Source organism: Ruegeria sp. HKCCA5491, assembly GCF_013034565.1.
Lineage (GTDB): Bacteria > Pseudomonadota > Alphaproteobacteria > Rhodobacterales > Rhodobacteraceae > Ruegeria.
In genome coordinates this window covers 26025-41633 of record NZ_WQGG01000010.1, presented here as the reverse complement: position 1 = coordinate 41633, position 15609 = coordinate 26025, and the positions used below count along the sequence as shown (strand labels likewise).

Here is a 15609-nt window from a genome sequence, read left to right as displayed (position 1 = left end):
GATTCGCAACCAACCATGAGTTTTTCTCATGGTCGATTACGCGTGTCCCCTGCCCGGCTTTACCCCAGAGCGTAACCTGCACCGCGTACGGTGCGAACAGGATCTTCGCCACCATGTTGGGTCAATGCTTTGCGCAACCGTCCGATATGCACATCTACCGTCCGTGTATCGACATAGATATCGCGGCCCCACACGCGGTCCAATAGCTGCTCACGGCTCCAAACACGCCCCGGCTTTTCCATGAACGTGCTCAGAAGACGGAATTCTGTCGGGCCAAGCTTCAGAGGTTTACTGTCTCGGCTGACCTTATGTGTTTCGGAATCCAGTATGATATCACCGAACTCCAGCCTAATGCCCACTGTTGCAGGCCGTACGCGCCGCAGTTGAGTTCTGACCCGGGCCATCAGTTCGACAACCGAATATGGCTTGACCACATAGTCATCCGCTCCGGTTTCCAGACCGCGCACCTTGTCGACCTCTTCCGTGCGAGCAGACAGCATAATGATCGGAATGGAACGCGTATCGGGCCTTGATTTTAGCCTGCGGCAAACCTCGATCCCGCTGAGATTTGGCATCATCCAGTCCAGAACGATGATGTCCGGACTGTCCTCATCGACCAAAAGCAGGGCCTCGTCCCCGTTCTCGGCCTTGGCCACCCGAAACCCCTCGGCCTCAAGGTTGTACGCCAGCACCTCACGCTGTGCCAGCTCATCTTCGACCACAAGAACGGTGGGTTGGTCGGCGGACATGTGTCAGATCTCCTGCGGGGTGTGCGACGTGATATCGGCCTTGGGTCGCGCCTCGGCGGGGCGTTCACCCGTGACAAGATAGACAACCTGTTCGGCAATGGCGGTGACGTGGTCGCCCATGCGTTCGATGTTCTTGGCAATGAAATGCAAGTGCATACAGGAAGAAATGTTGCGCGGGTCTTCGGCCATGAAGGTCAGAAACTCGCGGAAGAGGCCGTTATACATTTGGTCCACCTCTTCATCACGGTTGATGACATCGGTGGCCAGTTCTGCGTCACGTTGGATATAGGCGTCCAGCGCGTCACGCAGCATATGTTCAACCTCGCGGGCCATACGGCGAAGAGCCGCAGCGCTGCCGTTGATCTCACCCGCATTGACCAGAACCGTAGTGCGCTTGGCGATGTTCTTGGCATAGTCCCCAATACGTTCCAGGTTGCCTGAAACCTTTAGCACCGACAGCACCAGACGCAGATCACTGGCCGTCGGCGCCCGCAAGGCGATAAGACGCGCAGTTTCTTCGTCGATCAACTCTTCCAGCGCGTCGATGGCCTTGTCGCCTGCGCGGACCTGCTGGGCCAGCTCTTCATCTCGTGATTCCAGCGAGCGAGCGGCGCCCATGATGGCGGCCTCAACCAGACCGCCCATTTTCATGATGTGGGCCTGAATCGCTTCGAGATCGCGGTCGAAAGCGGATGCAATATGTTGTTCAGTCATGATCTGATACCTGTCCTCAACCGATCCGGCCGGTGATGTAGCTTTCGGTGCGGGGATCTTCGGGGTTGGTGAAAATCTGGCCTGTCTCGCCAAATTCAACGAGGTTCCCAAGGTGGAAAAACGCAGTTTTCTGGCTGACCCGTGCGGCCTGCTGCATCGAGTGGGTCACGATCACCACCGAATAGCGCGAACGCAACTCGTCAATCAGTTCCTCGACCTGTGCGGTTGCAATTGGATCAAGGGCCGAGCACGGCTCATCCATCAGAAGGACTTCCGGTGCAGTCGCAATGGCGCGTGCGATGCACAGACGCTGCTGCTGACCACCGGATAGGCCGGTGCCGGGGGCATCCAGACGATCCTTGACCTCATCCCAGATCGCACCACGGCGTAGGGATTTTTCAACGATTTCGTCCAGTTCCGACTTGTTCTTGGCAAGGCCGTGAATGCGTGGGCCATAGGCCACGTTGTCATAGATAGACTTGGGGAACGGGTTCGGCTTCTGGAACACCATACCCACTTTGGCGCGCAGCTGCACCGGATCAACGCGCTTGTCATAGATATCTTCACCATCCAGCAAGATGTCGCCCTCAACCCGGCAGATGTCGATCGTGTCGTTCATCCGATTCAGACAGCGCAGAAAAGTGGACTTGCCGCAACCCGACGGGCCAATGAACGCTGTCACAGTTTTTTCTTCAATCTCAACGTTCACGTCCTTGATGGCGTGAGTGTCGCCGTAATAGACCTGAACCTTGTTCGCGGCGATCTTGATAGCTTTGGAGTCCACGGCTCTCTCCACTCGTGTCATATCGTTCATAATTAGCCCCTTACCAGCGGCGTTCAAAGCGGCGGCGCAGGAGTACCGCGATGGTGTTCATTGTCACGAGGAAGATCAACAGAATGATGATTCCCCCCCAAGCACGTTCGTAAAAAGCAGGGTCAGCGCGTTTGGACCATTCGTAGATTTGTGCAGGCATGGCCGAGTTCGGCGATAGGAACCCCGCCACAATCCCATCCGGCGGGTTCGAGGCGATAAAGCCCACCATCCCGATCAAAAGCAGCGGTGCGGTTTCGCCAAGCGCCTGCGCCAGACCAATGATGGTCCCGGTCAAAATGCCGGGAGCGGCCAGCGGCAGCACATGGTGGAACACAGCCTGCATTTTCGAGGCCCCTACCCCAAGGGCTGCATCGCGTATCGACGGCGGCACCGCCTTCAGCGACGCGCGTGTCGAGATGATGATCGTCGGCAACGTCATCAGCGTCAGCACCAGACCGCCCACCAGCGGCGCCGAGGTCGGTAGGTGCATATAGTTGATGAACACGGCCAGACCCAGAATACCAAACACAATCGACGGGACGGCGGCCAGGTTCGAAATGTTCACCTCAATGATATCTGTCAGCCGGTTCTGTGGCGCAAATTCCTCAAGATAGATTGAGGCCGCAACACCGATCGGCAGCGCCAAAGCTAACACCACGAACATCATGAACAGCGATCCCAGCATAGACACACCGATCCCCGCGGCCTCGGGCCGTTGGTCTGAAGCGTCAGAGCCGAAGATGAAATCGGGGTTGAACGCCTTATACAGCACACCCGCGTCCCGCAGTTGATCTACAAAATCCAACTGTGCAGCCGTTATGCTTTTGTCATTGGCGATGGACTCACGGGTGACGCGGCCTTTCATATACCCATCGACGCGGCTGTTGACCAGAAAGCGGAAGCTGACGGTTTTGCCGATCTCATCTGGGTTGGCGATCACGTAGTTCCGCAACTGAGCCTGCGCCGATTTTGACAGGATCTTACCCATATCTTTGGGTTTCAGATCCGTCTGAATGCCAAGTTTTTGTACTTCGGCCTCAAGCGCCGAGGCAATCAGCGGGGCGTAACCGAAGGTCGAGACCTTTTTGATATCTTCGATGTTGCGGTTGCCCTTCTTGTCCAGCTTGTCGGCCTTTAGTTCGACATTCAGCTCAAGAAAGCTCTGCTGGAAGGCGCCGGTGCCTGCTGTCACGATTTTCGTGACCAGAATGATCAGCATCAGCAGGCCGATCCCGATGGCGGCAATTCCGTACAGCTTGAACCGACCCTCGGCGGCATTACGGCGTTTGGTGCGCGCGTCTTTCTCGAACAGTGAGCCACCCCTGGGCTTTGCAGCAGGAGCAGCGCCAGGCGTTTGGGAAATATCGGTCATTCGTACTGCTCCCGGTATTTGCGTACGATATAAAGGGCGAAGATGTTCAGCCCCAGCGTGATGATGAACAGGGTCAGACCCAGCGCAAAAGCCACCAGCGTCTCAGGGCTGGCAAAGTCGGTATCGCCGGTCAACTGACTGACGATCCGGGTTGTGATGGTCGTCATCGCCTCGAACGGGTTGCCCGAGAACTTGGCGATTGCACCGGCGGCCATAACCACGATCATTGTCTCACCAATGGCGCGGCTGGCGGCCAGCAGGATCGCACCCACGATACCCGGCAAAGCAGCGGGCAGAACCACCTGACGCACGGTTTCGGACTTTGTAGCACCCAATCCCAACGACCCATCGCGCATCGACTGCGGAACCGCGTTGATGATGTCATCCGACAGCGAGGACACGAACGGGATCAGCATGATGCCCATTACCAGCCCCGCAGTCAGCACCGCGTTCGAGCTGGCCATCCAGCCAACCCCCAGCGCACCGCCTTCGCCGAACATCGACACCAATGCGGGGCCGACCGTCAAAAGGGCAAACAGACCGTAAACGATGGTCGGGATACCGGCTAGGATTTCAAGCAGCGGTTTCGCCACAGCGCGCGTCGCGCCCGTGGCGTATTCCGACAGGTAGATCGCCGCGAACAGGCCAATCGGTACCGCGACCAGCAACGCAATCAACGAGATATAGAGCGTACCCCACAGCAGCGGAAGGATCGACAGCTCTGACCCGCCACGGAAGTTGGGGGCCCAAGTACTGCCAAAGAAGAAGTCTTTCCACGAATGAAGCTGGAAGAAGTTCAGCGTTTCAAAGAGCATCGACAAAACGATGCCCACGGTTGTCAAGATCGCGATAGAGGCCGCCAGCAGCAGTAGCGCCAGAACCGCCTGCTCGACCACGTTACGGGCGCGGAATTCTTTATGCGTGCGGATATAAGCGAACGCTGCCCCCAAAAGTGCGACAGCCAGAACAATGGCCTGCATGGCAACCGATCCGGTCGACGTCATACTGCGGTATTTTTGCGCCGCAATCAGGATCGGCTGAGAAATCTCCTGTGTCAGTACCTGCCCGGCGTCCTTTAGTGTTGCCGTCAGTTGATCAATATCCGAATTCGCGTCTTGGGCCTGCGCTTCGGTCATTGCGCCTGCGGCGACTGCCCCATCCAACCCAACGGCCACACGACGTACTTCGCTCATTATGAGGCCGCGATCAGAACCTTCTGGGATCGACTGCTCGGGGATAAGGCTGGAAACCGTACTGTTCACGATCATCGGCTGGGCAAGAAGCCATACAATCAAAACGCCAAGTGCCGGAACCAACGCTGACAGGGCGACATTGTACCCATAATAGGACGGCAGCGAATGCAAATCGCGCGCGTCTCCTCCTGCGCTTGCCAAGGCACGGGAGCGACCCGTGAAGAAACCGATCACTGCCAGCGCAAGCAGGATAAGCAGCAGCCAGGATAATGCCATGAGAACTCCGATGGTATCGCAAGTGGAGGAGTCAAAAAGAACCGGGGCGCGAATATTACGCCCCGGTTCCGTTCACAAGATATATTAGGAACCGCCGCCCAGAACGGTTTCGTTCGCAACTGTTTCCTGTACTTTCGCCAGTTCAGGATCCGAGACCAGACCGTATTCTGCCAGCGGGCCGTCGGGGCCTGCGATCTCGTCCGCGACGAAGAACTCAGCATATTCTTTCAGACCGGGGATCACGCCGATATGGGCTTTTTTCACGTAGAAGAACAGCGGACGCGAAACCGGATACTCACCTGATGCGATCGACTCGGTCGAGGGAACAACGCCCGACATGGTCGCAACTTGCAGCTTGTCGGTATTGTTCTCGTAGAAGGCCAGACCAAAGACGCCGATGCCGTCCTTGTTGCTGTCGATACGGGCCAGAGTTTCGGTGTAGTCGCCGTCGATGTCGACCGACACGCCGTCGGTGCGGATCGCGATGCACTGTTTCTCGGCTGCTTTCTTGTCGTCGCCGGCAGCTGCCTTGAACACTTCGAAATCGCCCAGGTGCTCACAGCCAGCCAAGATAACCTTATCTTCGAACACTTCACGGGTGCCGTGCTTGGTGCCCGGAATGAAGGTTGCGATCGGCTGCGCCGGGAAGTCCGGGTTCACGTCGGCCCAGGTCTTGTTGGGGTTGTCGACAACTTCACCGTCCACGACGATTTTGGCTGCCAGCGCTTTGTACCAGTCTTCCGGCGTGAACTCGAACGAGTTGCCGTTGATGTCGGATGCGAAAACGATGCCGTCATAGCCGATCTGAACTTCGATGATGTCCGTTACACCGTTTTCGGCGCAGGCTTTGATTTCTTTCTCGCGGATAGCGCGCGATGCGTTGGCAACGTCGATGGTGTTTTCACCAACACCTTCGCAGAAGCGCTTGAGGCCAGCCGACGAACCGCCCGATTCAACAACCGGTGTCGGGAAGTCAAAGTTCTCACCGAAGGCTTCAGCAACAATCGAAGCATAAGGCAGGACGGTCGAAGAACCAGCTACCTGAACCTGATCACGAGCAGCGGCAGCAGTGGCCGAGATTGCAGAGATGGCAAGAGCCGAAGCCGACAGTTTTACAAAGGACATTTCAGTCTCCCTGAAAGGATAGAATTTGATCACCCCCATGATGATCCTGCGGCACCCCTAAGAGCCGTGCGTAAGCCTTTTGTGACAGGTTTGTAACGCTTTTATGACACCTTGCTTTGTTTGAAGGTGACGTTACGAAAGAAATATCGGCCAAAAACTGACAAATTGGACGACCATAGACAGAATCTGAACCGAGTTATCGCGGCAAAATAACTGTAAACACAGAACCTTTTCCAAGGTCGCTTTCCACGCGCAGGCGACCACGGTGGCGATTTACAATATGCTTCACAATGGCCAAGCCCAGCCCCGTTCCGCCCAGCTCACGCGATCTATGACTGTCGGCGCGATAGAATCGCTCAGTCAGACGCGGCAAGTGTGTCGCATCGATTCCCGGCCCCTTGTCGATGACCTGTACCCTTACAGCAGGACCACGCATCGCCGTATCCCGGTCCGAGGACGTGATGCGTACCTTGACCACTCCACCGCTGCCGCCGTATTTGATTCCGTTTTCGATCAGGTTGGTGAAAACCTGACGCAGCTGATCGCTGTCACCGGTTAACGTAACAGGCCCCTGATCCGCCGAAAGGGTCAGTTCGACACCGGCGTCCTCGGCCAAAGGACGTACCGAGTTCAAAATCGACTGCATCATTCCCGTCAGTTCCAGTTGCTCTTTCGGGCGGACGCGTTCTTCGCTTTCAACCCGGTTCAATGAAAGCAAATCACCCACCAACCTGTTCATGCGGTTGGCTTCCTCGGTCATGATCTTAAGAAACCGCTCGCGCGCGACGGCATCGTCACGGGCAGGTCCCCGTAGGGTTTCAATGAACCCCATCAAGGCGGTCAGAGGGGTTCGCAGCTCGTGACTGACATTGGCAACGAAGTCACGACGCATCTGACCGGCCTGCTCCAGATGGGTGACATCCTGAAAGATGGCCAACACAGCGCCGCCGGAAACCGCTCCGACGCCGTTCATATACCGGCACTGAACTTCGAAGGTTGTGTCCTGCGCCCCGTCGTTCGCCAGATGACGCGTTTTCGCCGGCCCTTTTGTGCGCAGGCTCTGCTCCATGGCTTCGATGACCTGAGGCTGCCTCAGGATCGTTGCGAAGTGCCGACCCTCGATCCCCGCGCCAAGCAAGGTTTTGGCGTGCGTGTTGGCGGCGATAATGCGTTCCGTTTGATCGACCACCAAAGCCGGCATGGGAACGGCCGCGACAAATTCGGTGAGCTGGTCATTTGACATGGAAAAAACCTCTTGGAGGTAATCAGACCGCCGTCATCGTATCCCGGAACCTGCGCATATTGCTCTGGTAATGCAGGGCGCTTAGGGTCAGACCCTTCGCGGCTGCATCGTCCAATGTGCGCACAACCTTGCCCGGTGATCCCATAACAAGTGAATTATCCGGTATCTCTTTGCCTTCCGTAATCAAAGCCCCTGCCCCGATCAGGCAATTCTTGCCAATCTTTGCCCCATTCAGGACGATCGCCCCCATTCCAATCAGAGAGTTCTCGCCAATCGTACAGCCATGCAGCATAACCTTGTGGCCGATGGTGCAGTTCTTGCCAATAGTCAGGGGAAAACCTGCATCAATATGCATGACGCAGTTTTCCTGAACATTGCTGCCTTCGCCGATGCGGATCTCTTCATGGTCGGCGCGGATGGTGGACCCAAACCAGACCGAGGCGCCCTGCTCCATCACCACTTTACCGATCAGGTTGGCGTCCGGTGCAACCCATGTGTCATCGTGAATTTGCGGCGTATGCTCGCCCAAGGCGTAGATTGTCATGACAGGCCCTCAAATTCATTTTGTAGTGCGCGAACGTGGTTTTGAAGGCTGGGTTGCTGAATACGGCGCATACGTTCGGCGCTGACGATGGTCTTCAGCTTTTCTTCCGTCGAATCCAGATCGTCATTGACCAGAACGTAATCGTAATACCCCCAATGGCTGATTTCGTCCCAGCTCTTGAGCATCCGTTTGGCGATCACGTCGTCACTGTCCTGGCCACGGCTTTCCAACCGACGGCGCAGTTCCGGGATCGAGGGCGGCAGGATAAAGATCGAAAGCGCGTGTTTGCCAAGGTCCGAGTTGCGGATCTGAACTTCACCCTGCCAATCCACATCGAACAAAACGTCCTTTCCGCTGTTGATCGACTCGCGGACAGGCCCGGCTGGTGAGCCGTAGAAGTTCCCGAAAACATGCGCGTGTTCCAGCATCTGCCCTTCGGCGACCTGCTGTTTGAACGCATCCTCCGTCAGAAAGAAATACTCGCGACCGTGTTCTTCGCCCGGACGCGGCGCGCGGGTGGTGGCCGAGACCGAAAACTCCAGATCGGTATCCCACTGCATCAACCGTTTGGCCAATGTGGATTTTCCTGCACCAGAGGGCGAGGACAGAATGATAAGTAGGCCGCGTCGATCCGCCATTTGGCGCTCCTGTCGTTATTCCACGTTCTGAACTTGTTCGCGCATCTGATCTATAACGGCTTTCAACTCAAGCCCTACCGAAGTCAGATCGGCACTTTGCGCCTTTGAACACAGGGTATTGGCCTCCCGGTTGAACTCCTGCATCAGAAAGTCAAGCTTTCGGCCAACTGCAACGTCCTGTTCAAGCAAGTCCCGCGCAGCCAAGACATGCGCTTTCAGGCGATCAATTTCTTCGGTGATATCGGCCTTGACCGCGATCAGTGCAAGTTCCTGCGCAACACGGTCCGGGTCGGCACCCTGCGCGTTATCCATGACGCGCGACAGGTTCTCGCGTAGCGTTTCTGCGACCTTGTCCTTTCGCTGCTCCGCCAGAATTGCAGCCTGTTCTGTCAATTCCGCCACCGTTTCCAGTTGACCGTTCAATATTTGCGAAAGCGACTGACCTTCGGTCTCGCGCATCGCGATAAATTCGGTCAAAAGCCCCGGGAACTCAGCGATTAGATGTCCGACCAATGGCGCAGGATCGTCTACGTCGCTGCCTGCATCCAGCATACCTTTTAACGCGATAAGGTCAGAAGCACGCGACGGGGCAAGCATGATATCCCACGCTTCTGCCATTTGCTGCGTTTTTGCCAGGGCCTCCAGCGCAGCCCCCATTGCGACTTCGTTCAAAACAAGGTCCGGCGCAGATTCATCACGGTTAAGCCGCAGGGACAGCGTGACGCTTCCCCGGCTCAGGGCCTTGGACAATTGCCCACGCAATGCGACCTCTAACCCCGTCAACCAGTCCGGAGCACGCACGCGCATGTCTAGCCCCTTGCCATTGACGCTGCGCAACTCCCACGTCCAGCTATGCGGCCCAAACGCCCCCTTGCCAGAGGCAAATCCAGTCATGGATCTGATCATGCCCGCCCTTTCGTCGCTGCTCGTCTCAGAATACTTGACCGCACCTAATGCCATCACAGCACGCAGGGCAAGAGTTTGCTGGGTTTCGCCTGAAGACAGCTAAGTTAACCATTCATTAAAGAATTCCTCCAAGAGTGGCACCAACCATGTCAGTTTGGCCCCTGTCAGAACTGGTCATTCGAAAGATGCCCCCGATATCTGGCATTTTAGGAAAATGATGGCCACTTGGCGTTAGGGCTATGAAATGACAACCTTTTTCGGAAACGGGTCCGGGTCTAACTTTGGAAAGATCATCGCGATGGATCGCTTTGACAGTGGCCGCATATTTTCACCCATTCGCCAGGCTGAGGCTTATTGGAGCGCGCTGCTATCGGGTGGCGAGATTCCAATGCGATCGCAGATTGATCCGCGCGGACTTGAGAACATTTTGGAAAACACCTTTATCCTCGAACGCATAGCACCCGGCCTGGCCAGGTTTCGCCTTGCGGGCAGTCATCTGAACAGGCTTGCCGGGATGGAGGTTCGGGGCATGCCTCTGACCGCCTTTTTCGAACCGTCGGCACGATCTCAGGTTACAGAGATATTGGAGCAGGTTTTTGCAGGACCTGCGATTGCCGAGTTTGAACTTGCAGGCGCTGGGAAACCGGGGCGCGCCCACCTGGATGCGCGCATGATCCTGCTGCCACTGAAAAGCGATTTAGGGGACGTAAGCCGCGTCTTGGGCGTACTTGCCAGCAATGGCGCCATCGGTGCCACGCCCAGACGGTTCGGCTTGCTTGGTCAGAAGGTTCGCACAGTGGCGTCCGTTCAATCACCGCGTACGAAGATCGAACCGACGCCGAGGGACAAAGGGAGTTTGATCACTCAAAATCCTATTTGCGTCTGGTTGTATCGCGAGATGATTAAGTAACAAAAAAGCGGGCCTTTGCCCGCTTTTTCTATGATTTAGCTCGCCGCTCGTTTGCTGCGATCGCGCCTCAGGTTAGTCAGTTCCTCGGCCACAAGAAAGGCCAGTTCAAGGGACTGCGACGCGTTCAAACGAGGGTCGCAGGCGGTGTGGTAGCGGTCTGAAAGATCCTCTTCCGTCACGGCGCGCACGCCGCCCGTGCATTCGGTTACATCCAGACCGGTCATCTCGAAATGTACACCACCGGGGATAGTACCCTCGGCCTGATGTACGCCAAAGAAGTCGCGAACTTCGCGCAGGACTGAATCAAACGGACGCGTTTTATAGCCCGTTGCCGATTTGATGGTATTGCCGTGCATCGGATCGCAGACCCAAGTCACATTAGCACCCTCTTCCTTCACGGCTTTGACCAGACGCGGCAGATGCTCACCGGCTTTGCCCGCTCCGAACCGCGCGATCAGGGTCAGGCGACCCTCTTCGTTTTCGGGGTTTAGCTTTGACATCAGAACCTTCAGGTCTTCCGCCGTCGTGGTCGGACCGCATTTTAGACCAATTGGGTTCAATACACCGCGGCAGAATTCCACATGCGCGCCGTCGGGCTGACGGGTGCGGTCGCCGATCCAGATCATATGGCCAGACCCGGCCAGCCAGTTGCCCGAGGTCGAATCCAGACGCGTCAACGCCTCTTCATACTCCAGCAGCAGACTTTCGTGGCTGGTATAGAACTCGACGGTCGAGAACTCATGCGTGGTGTCGGCGGTGATACCAGCCGCGTGCATAAAGTCGATCGTGTCCTGAATCCGGTCCGCAATCTCAGAGTATTTCTGAACGTCCTGTTCGTCCGTGAAGCCCAAAGTCCACGAATGCACCATGCTCATATCCGCGAAGCCTCCGGTCGAGAAGGCCCGCAAAAGGTTAAGCGTCGCCGCGGCCTGCGTATAGGCCTGCAACATCTTGCCGGGATTCGGAATACGCGCTTCGGGCGTGAACGCCAGTTCGTTGATGATGTCGCCACGATAACTTGGCAGTTCCACACCATCGACAACCTCGGTCGGGGCGCTGCGTGGCTTGGCAAACTGTCCCGCCATCCGGCCAACTTTGACCACGGGAACTTTGGCGCCATACGTCAGCACCATCGCCATTTGCAGCATCACCTTGAAGGTATCACGGATTGCGTCGGCGCTGAATTGTTCAAAGCTTTCAGCACAGTCGCCACCTTGCAGCAGGAACGCCTCTCCACGTCCGGCGGCACCCAAAAGCTGTTTCAGGCGGCGCGCTTCCCCGGCAAAAACCAGCGGGGGATACTGCGAAAGCTGGGCCTCGACCTTAGACAGCGCGTCCGCGTCGGTATAATCTGGCATCTGAACCCGGGGCTTGTTGCGCCAGTTCGATTTTTGCCACTCGGTCATAGCTTTGATCTCCGCTGAGGTATTCAGGTCGTCTCTATACAAAATGCATTGAAGAGTGACCATATACGATTTGCGCCTCTTGACGCGGGAAACAAGCTTTGATCATGGTTGCTGTCAAATCTGTCGCCGACGCAACGTCATTAGGCGCCGAATCAAGGACACCTCGCCATGCAAGAGCAACGCCAAGTTGTCACGGTGGAAGACACTGCGGCCAACCCTAAGAATTTCGTATTTGTCTTGCTGGACAAATTTTCGCTGCTGTCCTTTGCTTCGGCGCTGGACAGCCTGCGTATTGCCAATCGCATGGCCGACAAAGAGCTGTATTCGTGGACTTTTGCAGGCGAAGGCGGTGATACCGTCAAATGCTCGGCCGGGACCGAGTTCAAGCTGGACACCGATCTGAACGAATTGCAGCGCGACGACGTTGTGATCATATGCGGCGGTGTAGACGTTCAGGCGGCGACCACCAAGAAAGTTCTGAATTGGGTTCGGCGCGAGGCACGGCGTGGTCTGAAAATCGGCGGGCTTTGCACAGCGGCCTATACTCTGGCCAAGGCCGGACTTCTGGACGGCAAACGTGCGACGATCCACTGGGAAAACTCGGACAGCTTTATCGAGGAATTCGATGAGGTCGAGCTAACAAAGTCTGTTTTCCAAATTGATGGCAACCGGATGACAACTGCGGGCGGGACCTCATCCATCGACCTGATGCTGAAGATCATCGCTGATGATTACGGCGAAGATCTTGCCAACGCGGTCGCCGACCAGATGATCTATTCCTCGATCCGCACCGATCAGGACACGCAGCGCCTGTCCACCCCTACCCGCATCGGCGTGCGCCATCCCAAGTTGAGCCAGGTCATCCTGATGATGGAAAAAAACATCGAGGAACCGATCTCACCTTCGATCCTTGCCAAGGATGTGGGCATGTCCACGCGCCAGTTGGAACGCCTGTTCCGTCGCTACCTGAGCCGTTCTCCCAAGCGGTACTACATGGAGCTTAGGCTGCACAAAGCACGCAACCTGCTGATGCAGACAGATATGAGTGTCATTAACGTGGCGCTTGCCTGCGGCTTCGCCAGCCCCTCGCATTTCTCGAAATGCTACCGCGCGCACTATAATACGACACCATACCGGGAGCGCGGTGCACAAAGTGGTCGCCTTTCGGTTTAACCTCCGGGCGACATCCGAAAAACCGCGCCTTCTCCAACGGAAATAAACCAGATGGACCCGTCAGGCGCTTCGACAATGTCCCGGACGCGCTCGGTCTCGGCTCCTTTGATTTGCTCGACTTCCTTTAGGGGTGACCCCTCAAGCCGGGCGATGTAGTTGAACTTGAGCGACCCCACGAAGATGTCGCCCTTCCACTCGGGCCAGAGTTTTCCGGAATACACCATCAATCCCGAAGGTGCGATGGATGGGTCCCAGTAGAATTTCGGTTGCTGCATCCCGGACTTCGCGGTGCCTTCGCCGATTGACTTGCCTGAATAATGCTTACCGTAGGAAATAACCGGCCAACCGAAGTTCTGACCCGGCAGAACAAGATTCACCTCATCCCCGCCCCGCGCACCATGTTCCGACGTCCACAGTCGCCCTTGTGCATCAAGACCCGCGCCCTGCGGGTTTCTATGCCCATAAGACCAAATCTCGGGCCTTAAATCGGGTTGACCGACAAACGGGTTGTCAGACGGGACCGAACCATCCCGGTTTATCCGGAGTACCGAGCCGATATGGTTCGACCTGTCCTGAGCTTGAGGCCGGTCACCGCGATCACCGATTGTGACAAACAAGGTTCCGTCATCGGCTTCTACGACCCGAGACCCAAAATGCCGACCACCAGATCCCCCCGGCATGGCTTCGAAGATCACCCTTAGATTTGTAAGGCGTTTTCCGTTCTCTGACAGGCGTGCGACCGCCACGGCAGTTCCTGCACCACCCTTCTGACTTTTTGAAAAAGTAAGAAAAATTTCACGACTTTGGGCAAAATCGCGTGCGATGGTCACGTCCAGCAACCCACCCTGCCCTTTGGCCACCACATCCGGTGCACCGCGCACCCGGCGGGCGTCCCCGTCAGTGACATATAATAGCTGTCCGTCACGCTCGGTCACCAGAAACGTGCCGTCTGGCAGTATCCCAACCGCCCACGGAGTATCCAGTCCATCGACAAGTGCGCTCACCTGCACCGGACCGGCTGATGTTCTTAGTTCATCGGCGTCGGCCACCATTGGACCGAACAACAGGAGTGAAACCGCGAACGCTCTGAGCATGGGGATCTCCACTTTAGGGGCACTGCGACAACCGCAACAAAACAAATAGGATTATGGGCCGCAAAAACACGTTTGCGTTAGGACTTTTCTTTTCCGAACAGCTTGCCTAGGGTCATGCCCAGAACGAATACGTTCACAATAGGGAGTAACCATATGAAAAAGCTGCTTACAGCAACTGCAGCAACCGCTCTGCTGTCCGGCACCGCAATGGCCGAAGATGTCACACTGGGCGTTCTGTTCGGCTTTACCGGTCCGATTGAATCGCTGGCGCCTGCCATGGGCTCGGGTGCGGAACTGGCAATGGCCGAAGTCACCGAATCCGGAAAACTGCTGGACGGTTCGTCTGTTTCGGCATCCCGGGCTGACACCGGCTGCATCGACAACGGTTTGGCCACCTCGAACGGCGAGCGCATGATTGCAGACGGTGTCGCTGGCATCATCGGCGGCGACTGCTCGGGCGTGACCGGAGCGATCCTGCAGAACGTCGCGATTCCGAACGGCATGGTCATGATCTCACCGTCGGCAACCTCGCCCGGCCTGTCGACCATGGAAGACAATGGCCTGTTCTTCCGCACCGCCCCGTCGGATGCGCGCGAAGGTCAGGTAATGGCCGACATCCTGAACGATCGCGGAATCAGCTCGATCGCTCTGACCTACACCAACAACGACTATGGTAAAGGTCTGGCGGACGCGATCCAGTCGTCGTTCGAGGCTTCGGGTGGCGAAGTCACTATCGTGGCCGCGCACGAAGACGGCAAGGCCGACTACTCGGCCGAAGTGGGCGCGCTGGCCTCGGCCGGTGGCGACATACTGGTGGTCGCGGGCTATCTGGATCAGGGCGGTCTGGGCATCATCCAGTCGGCGCTGGACAGCGGTGCGTTTGACACATTCGGTCTGCCCGGTGGCATGATCGGTGACTCGCTGCCCAATAACGTCGGCCCCGACCTGAACGGCTCGTTCGGTCAGATCGCCGGTTCGGGCGGTGAAGGTGCTGAAAAGTACTTTGCCATGGCCGAAGCTGCGGGTTTCGACGGCTCTTCGCCCTATTCGCCCGAAAGCTATGACGCCGCAGCGCTGTTCATGCTGGCAATGCAGGCCGCCGGGTCCACCAACCCTGCGGACTATGGCGCCAAGATTATGGACGTCGCCAACGCTCCGGGTGAAAAGATCTATCCCGGTGAACTGGCCAAGGGTCTGGAAATGCTGGCCGCAGGTCAGGACATCGACTATGTCGGCGCGTCGGGCGTTGAACTGATCGGCCCCGGTGAAAGCGCCGGTTCGTATCGTGAGATCGAAGTCACCGACGGCGAAAACAAGACCGTCAACTTCCGTTGATCGGACTTAAATAGTCATAAAAACAAGCAGCCCGGGCCTTGTGTCCGGGCTGTTTCAATGAAAAAAGGCCGCACCCCGGCAAACGGGGATGGGACAACAACGCCGAAAACGGCGGCT

General features: G+C 56.8%; 15 protein-coding genes. 3 read left to right on the top strand and 12 right to left on the bottom strand.

Annotated elements, in window-relative coordinates; all coding sequences use genetic code 11:
* Positions 1 to 59: 59 nt before the first annotated feature.
* The 10 genes from phoB to GOV88_RS13855 all read right to left on the bottom strand — a co-directional run bounded on the left by phoB (position 60) and on the right by GOV88_RS13855 (position 9562).
* Positions 60 to 749 (bottom strand): phosphate regulon transcriptional regulator PhoB, encoded by a 690-nt coding sequence (gene phoB, locus GOV88_RS13900; RefSeq protein ID WP_171121435.1) that lies wholly within the window; start codon positions 747 to 749, stop codon positions 60 to 62.
* A gap of 3 nt (positions 750 to 752) precedes the next feature.
* Positions 753 to 1463, bottom strand: a complete 711-nt coding sequence (gene phoU, locus GOV88_RS13895; RefSeq protein WP_171121436.1) for a phosphate signaling complex protein PhoU — start codon at positions 1461 to 1463, stop codon at positions 753 to 755.
* A gap of 16 nt (positions 1464 to 1479) precedes the next feature.
* A complete protein-coding gene (gene pstB / locus GOV88_RS13890) occupies positions 1480 to 2277 on the bottom strand; it encodes a phosphate ABC transporter ATP-binding protein PstB (protein ID WP_171240806.1) in 798 nt (265 codons plus the stop codon).
* 10 nt (positions 2278 to 2287) lie between these two features.
* Positions 2288 to 3649, bottom strand: a complete 1362-nt coding sequence (gene pstA / locus GOV88_RS13885; RefSeq protein ID WP_171240805.1) for a phosphate ABC transporter permease PstA — start codon at positions 3647 to 3649, stop codon at positions 2288 to 2290.
* Complete coding sequence (pstC, locus tag GOV88_RS13880) at positions 3646 to 5118, bottom strand: phosphate ABC transporter permease subunit PstC (protein WP_171240804.1); 1473 nt, start codon at positions 5116 to 5118, stop codon at positions 3646 to 3648. The genes pstA and pstC overlap by 4 nt, the downstream gene beginning before the upstream one ends.
* 84 nt (positions 5119 to 5202) lie before the next feature.
* Positions 5203 to 6243 (bottom strand): substrate-binding domain-containing protein, encoded by a 1041-nt coding sequence (locus GOV88_RS13875; protein ID WP_171121440.1) that lies wholly within the window; start codon positions 6241 to 6243, stop codon positions 5203 to 5205.
* A gap of 196 nt (positions 6244 to 6439) precedes the next feature.
* Positions 6440 to 7486 (bottom strand): ATP-binding protein, encoded by a 1047-nt coding sequence (locus GOV88_RS13870; RefSeq protein ID WP_171121441.1) that lies wholly within the window; start codon positions 7484 to 7486, stop codon positions 6440 to 6442.
* 22 nt (positions 7487 to 7508) lie between these two features.
* Positions 7509 to 8030 carry a gamma carbonic anhydrase family protein gene (locus GOV88_RS13865; RefSeq protein WP_171121442.1) on the bottom strand — a complete coding sequence of 174 codons (522 nt, stop codon included), beginning with the start codon at positions 8028 to 8030 and terminating at the stop codon, positions 7509 to 7511.
* A complete protein-coding gene (gene gmk / locus GOV88_RS13860) occupies positions 8027 to 8668 on the bottom strand; it encodes a guanylate kinase (protein ID WP_171121443.1) in 642 nt (213 codons plus the stop codon). The genes GOV88_RS13865 and gmk overlap by 4 nt, the downstream gene beginning before the upstream one ends.
* 15 nt (positions 8669 to 8683) lie before the next feature.
* Positions 8684 to 9562 carry a YicC/YloC family endoribonuclease gene (locus GOV88_RS13855; RefSeq protein WP_254449239.1) on the bottom strand — a complete coding sequence of 293 codons (879 nt, stop codon included), beginning with the start codon at positions 9560 to 9562 and terminating at the stop codon, positions 8684 to 8686.
* Between the two features lie 256 nt (positions 9563 to 9818).
* On the opposite strand from GOV88_RS13855, the gene GOV88_RS13850 reads away from it, so the two are divergent.
* Positions 9819 to 10484: a PAS domain-containing protein gene (locus GOV88_RS13850; RefSeq protein WP_171240802.1), complete on the top strand. Its 666-nt coding sequence runs from the start codon at positions 9819 to 9821 to the stop codon at positions 10482 to 10484.
* Between the two features lie 35 nt (positions 10485 to 10519).
* On the opposite strand, the gene GOV88_RS13845 is transcribed toward GOV88_RS13850, so the two are convergent.
* Positions 10520 to 11890, bottom strand: a complete 1371-nt coding sequence (locus GOV88_RS13845; RefSeq protein ID WP_171121446.1) for a class II 3-deoxy-7-phosphoheptulonate synthase — start codon at positions 11888 to 11890, stop codon at positions 10520 to 10522.
* 168 nt (positions 11891 to 12058) lie between these two features.
* Here GOV88_RS13845 and GOV88_RS13840 point away from each other — a divergent pair, with 168 nt between their 5' ends.
* Entirely contained in the window at positions 12059 to 13063 is a 1005-nt protein-coding gene (locus GOV88_RS13840; protein ID WP_171121447.1) for a GlxA family transcriptional regulator, read from the top strand.
* Here GOV88_RS13840 and GOV88_RS13835 read toward each other — a convergent pair.
* A complete protein-coding gene (locus GOV88_RS13835; protein WP_171240801.1) occupies positions 13060 to 14157 on the bottom strand; it encodes a PQQ-dependent sugar dehydrogenase in 1098 nt (365 codons plus the stop codon). The genes GOV88_RS13840 and GOV88_RS13835 overlap by 4 nt on opposite strands.
* Before the next feature lie 153 nt (positions 14158 to 14310).
* On the opposite strand from GOV88_RS13835, the gene GOV88_RS13830 reads away from it, so the two are divergent.
* A complete protein-coding gene (locus GOV88_RS13830; protein ID WP_171125033.1) occupies positions 14311 to 15492 on the top strand; it encodes an ABC transporter substrate-binding protein in 1182 nt (393 codons plus the stop codon).
* Positions 15493 to 15609 lie beyond the last annotated feature (117 nt).

Coding starts and splice junctions, on each gene's coding strand:
- GOV88_RS13850 (WP_171240802.1), top strand. CDS start 9,819: ATGACAACCTTTTTCGGAAACGGGTCCGGGTCTAACTTTGGAAAGATC.
- GOV88_RS13870 (WP_171121441.1), bottom strand. CDS start 7,486: ATGTCAAATGACCAGCTCACCGAATTTGTCGCGGCCGTTCCCATGCCG.
- GOV88_RS13845 (WP_171121446.1), bottom strand. CDS start 11,890: ATGACCGAGTGGCAAAAATCGAACTGGCGCAACAAGCCCCGGGTTCAG.
- GOV88_RS13835 (WP_171240801.1), bottom strand. CDS start 14,157: ATGCTCAGAGCGTTCGCGGTTTCACTCCTGTTGTTCGGTCCAATGGTG.
- pstB (WP_171240806.1), bottom strand. CDS start 2,277: ATGAACGATATGACACGAGTGGAGAGAGCCGTGGACTCCAAAGCTATC.
- pstA (WP_171240805.1), bottom strand. CDS start 3,649: ATGACCGATATTTCCCAAACGCCTGGCGCTGCTCCTGCTGCAAAGCCC.
- gmk (WP_171121443.1), bottom strand. CDS start 8,668: ATGGCGGATCGACGCGGCCTACTTATCATTCTGTCCTCGCCCTCTGGT.
- GOV88_RS13855 (WP_254449239.1), bottom strand. CDS start 9,562: ATGACTGGATTTGCCTCTGGCAAGGGGGCGTTTGGGCCGCATAGCTGG.
- phoB (WP_171121435.1), bottom strand. CDS start 749: ATGTCCGCCGACCAACCCACCGTTCTTGTGGTCGAAGATGAGCTGGCA.
- GOV88_RS13840 (WP_171121447.1), top strand. CDS start 12,059: ATGCAAGAGCAACGCCAAGTTGTCACGGTGGAAGACACTGCGGCCAAC.
- pstC (WP_171240804.1), bottom strand. CDS start 5,118: ATGGCATTATCCTGGCTGCTGCTTATCCTGCTTGCGCTGGCAGTGATC.
- phoU (WP_171121436.1), bottom strand. CDS start 1,463: ATGACTGAACAACATATTGCATCCGCTTTCGACCGCGATCTCGAAGCG.
- GOV88_RS13865 (WP_171121442.1), bottom strand. CDS start 8,030: ATGACAATCTACGCCTTGGGCGAGCATACGCCGCAAATTCACGATGAC.
- GOV88_RS13875 (WP_171121440.1), bottom strand. CDS start 6,243: ATGTCCTTTGTAAAACTGTCGGCTTCGGCTCTTGCCATCTCTGCAATC.
- GOV88_RS13830 (WP_171125033.1), top strand. CDS start 14,311: ATGAAAAAGCTGCTTACAGCAACTGCAGCAACCGCTCTGCTGTCCGGC.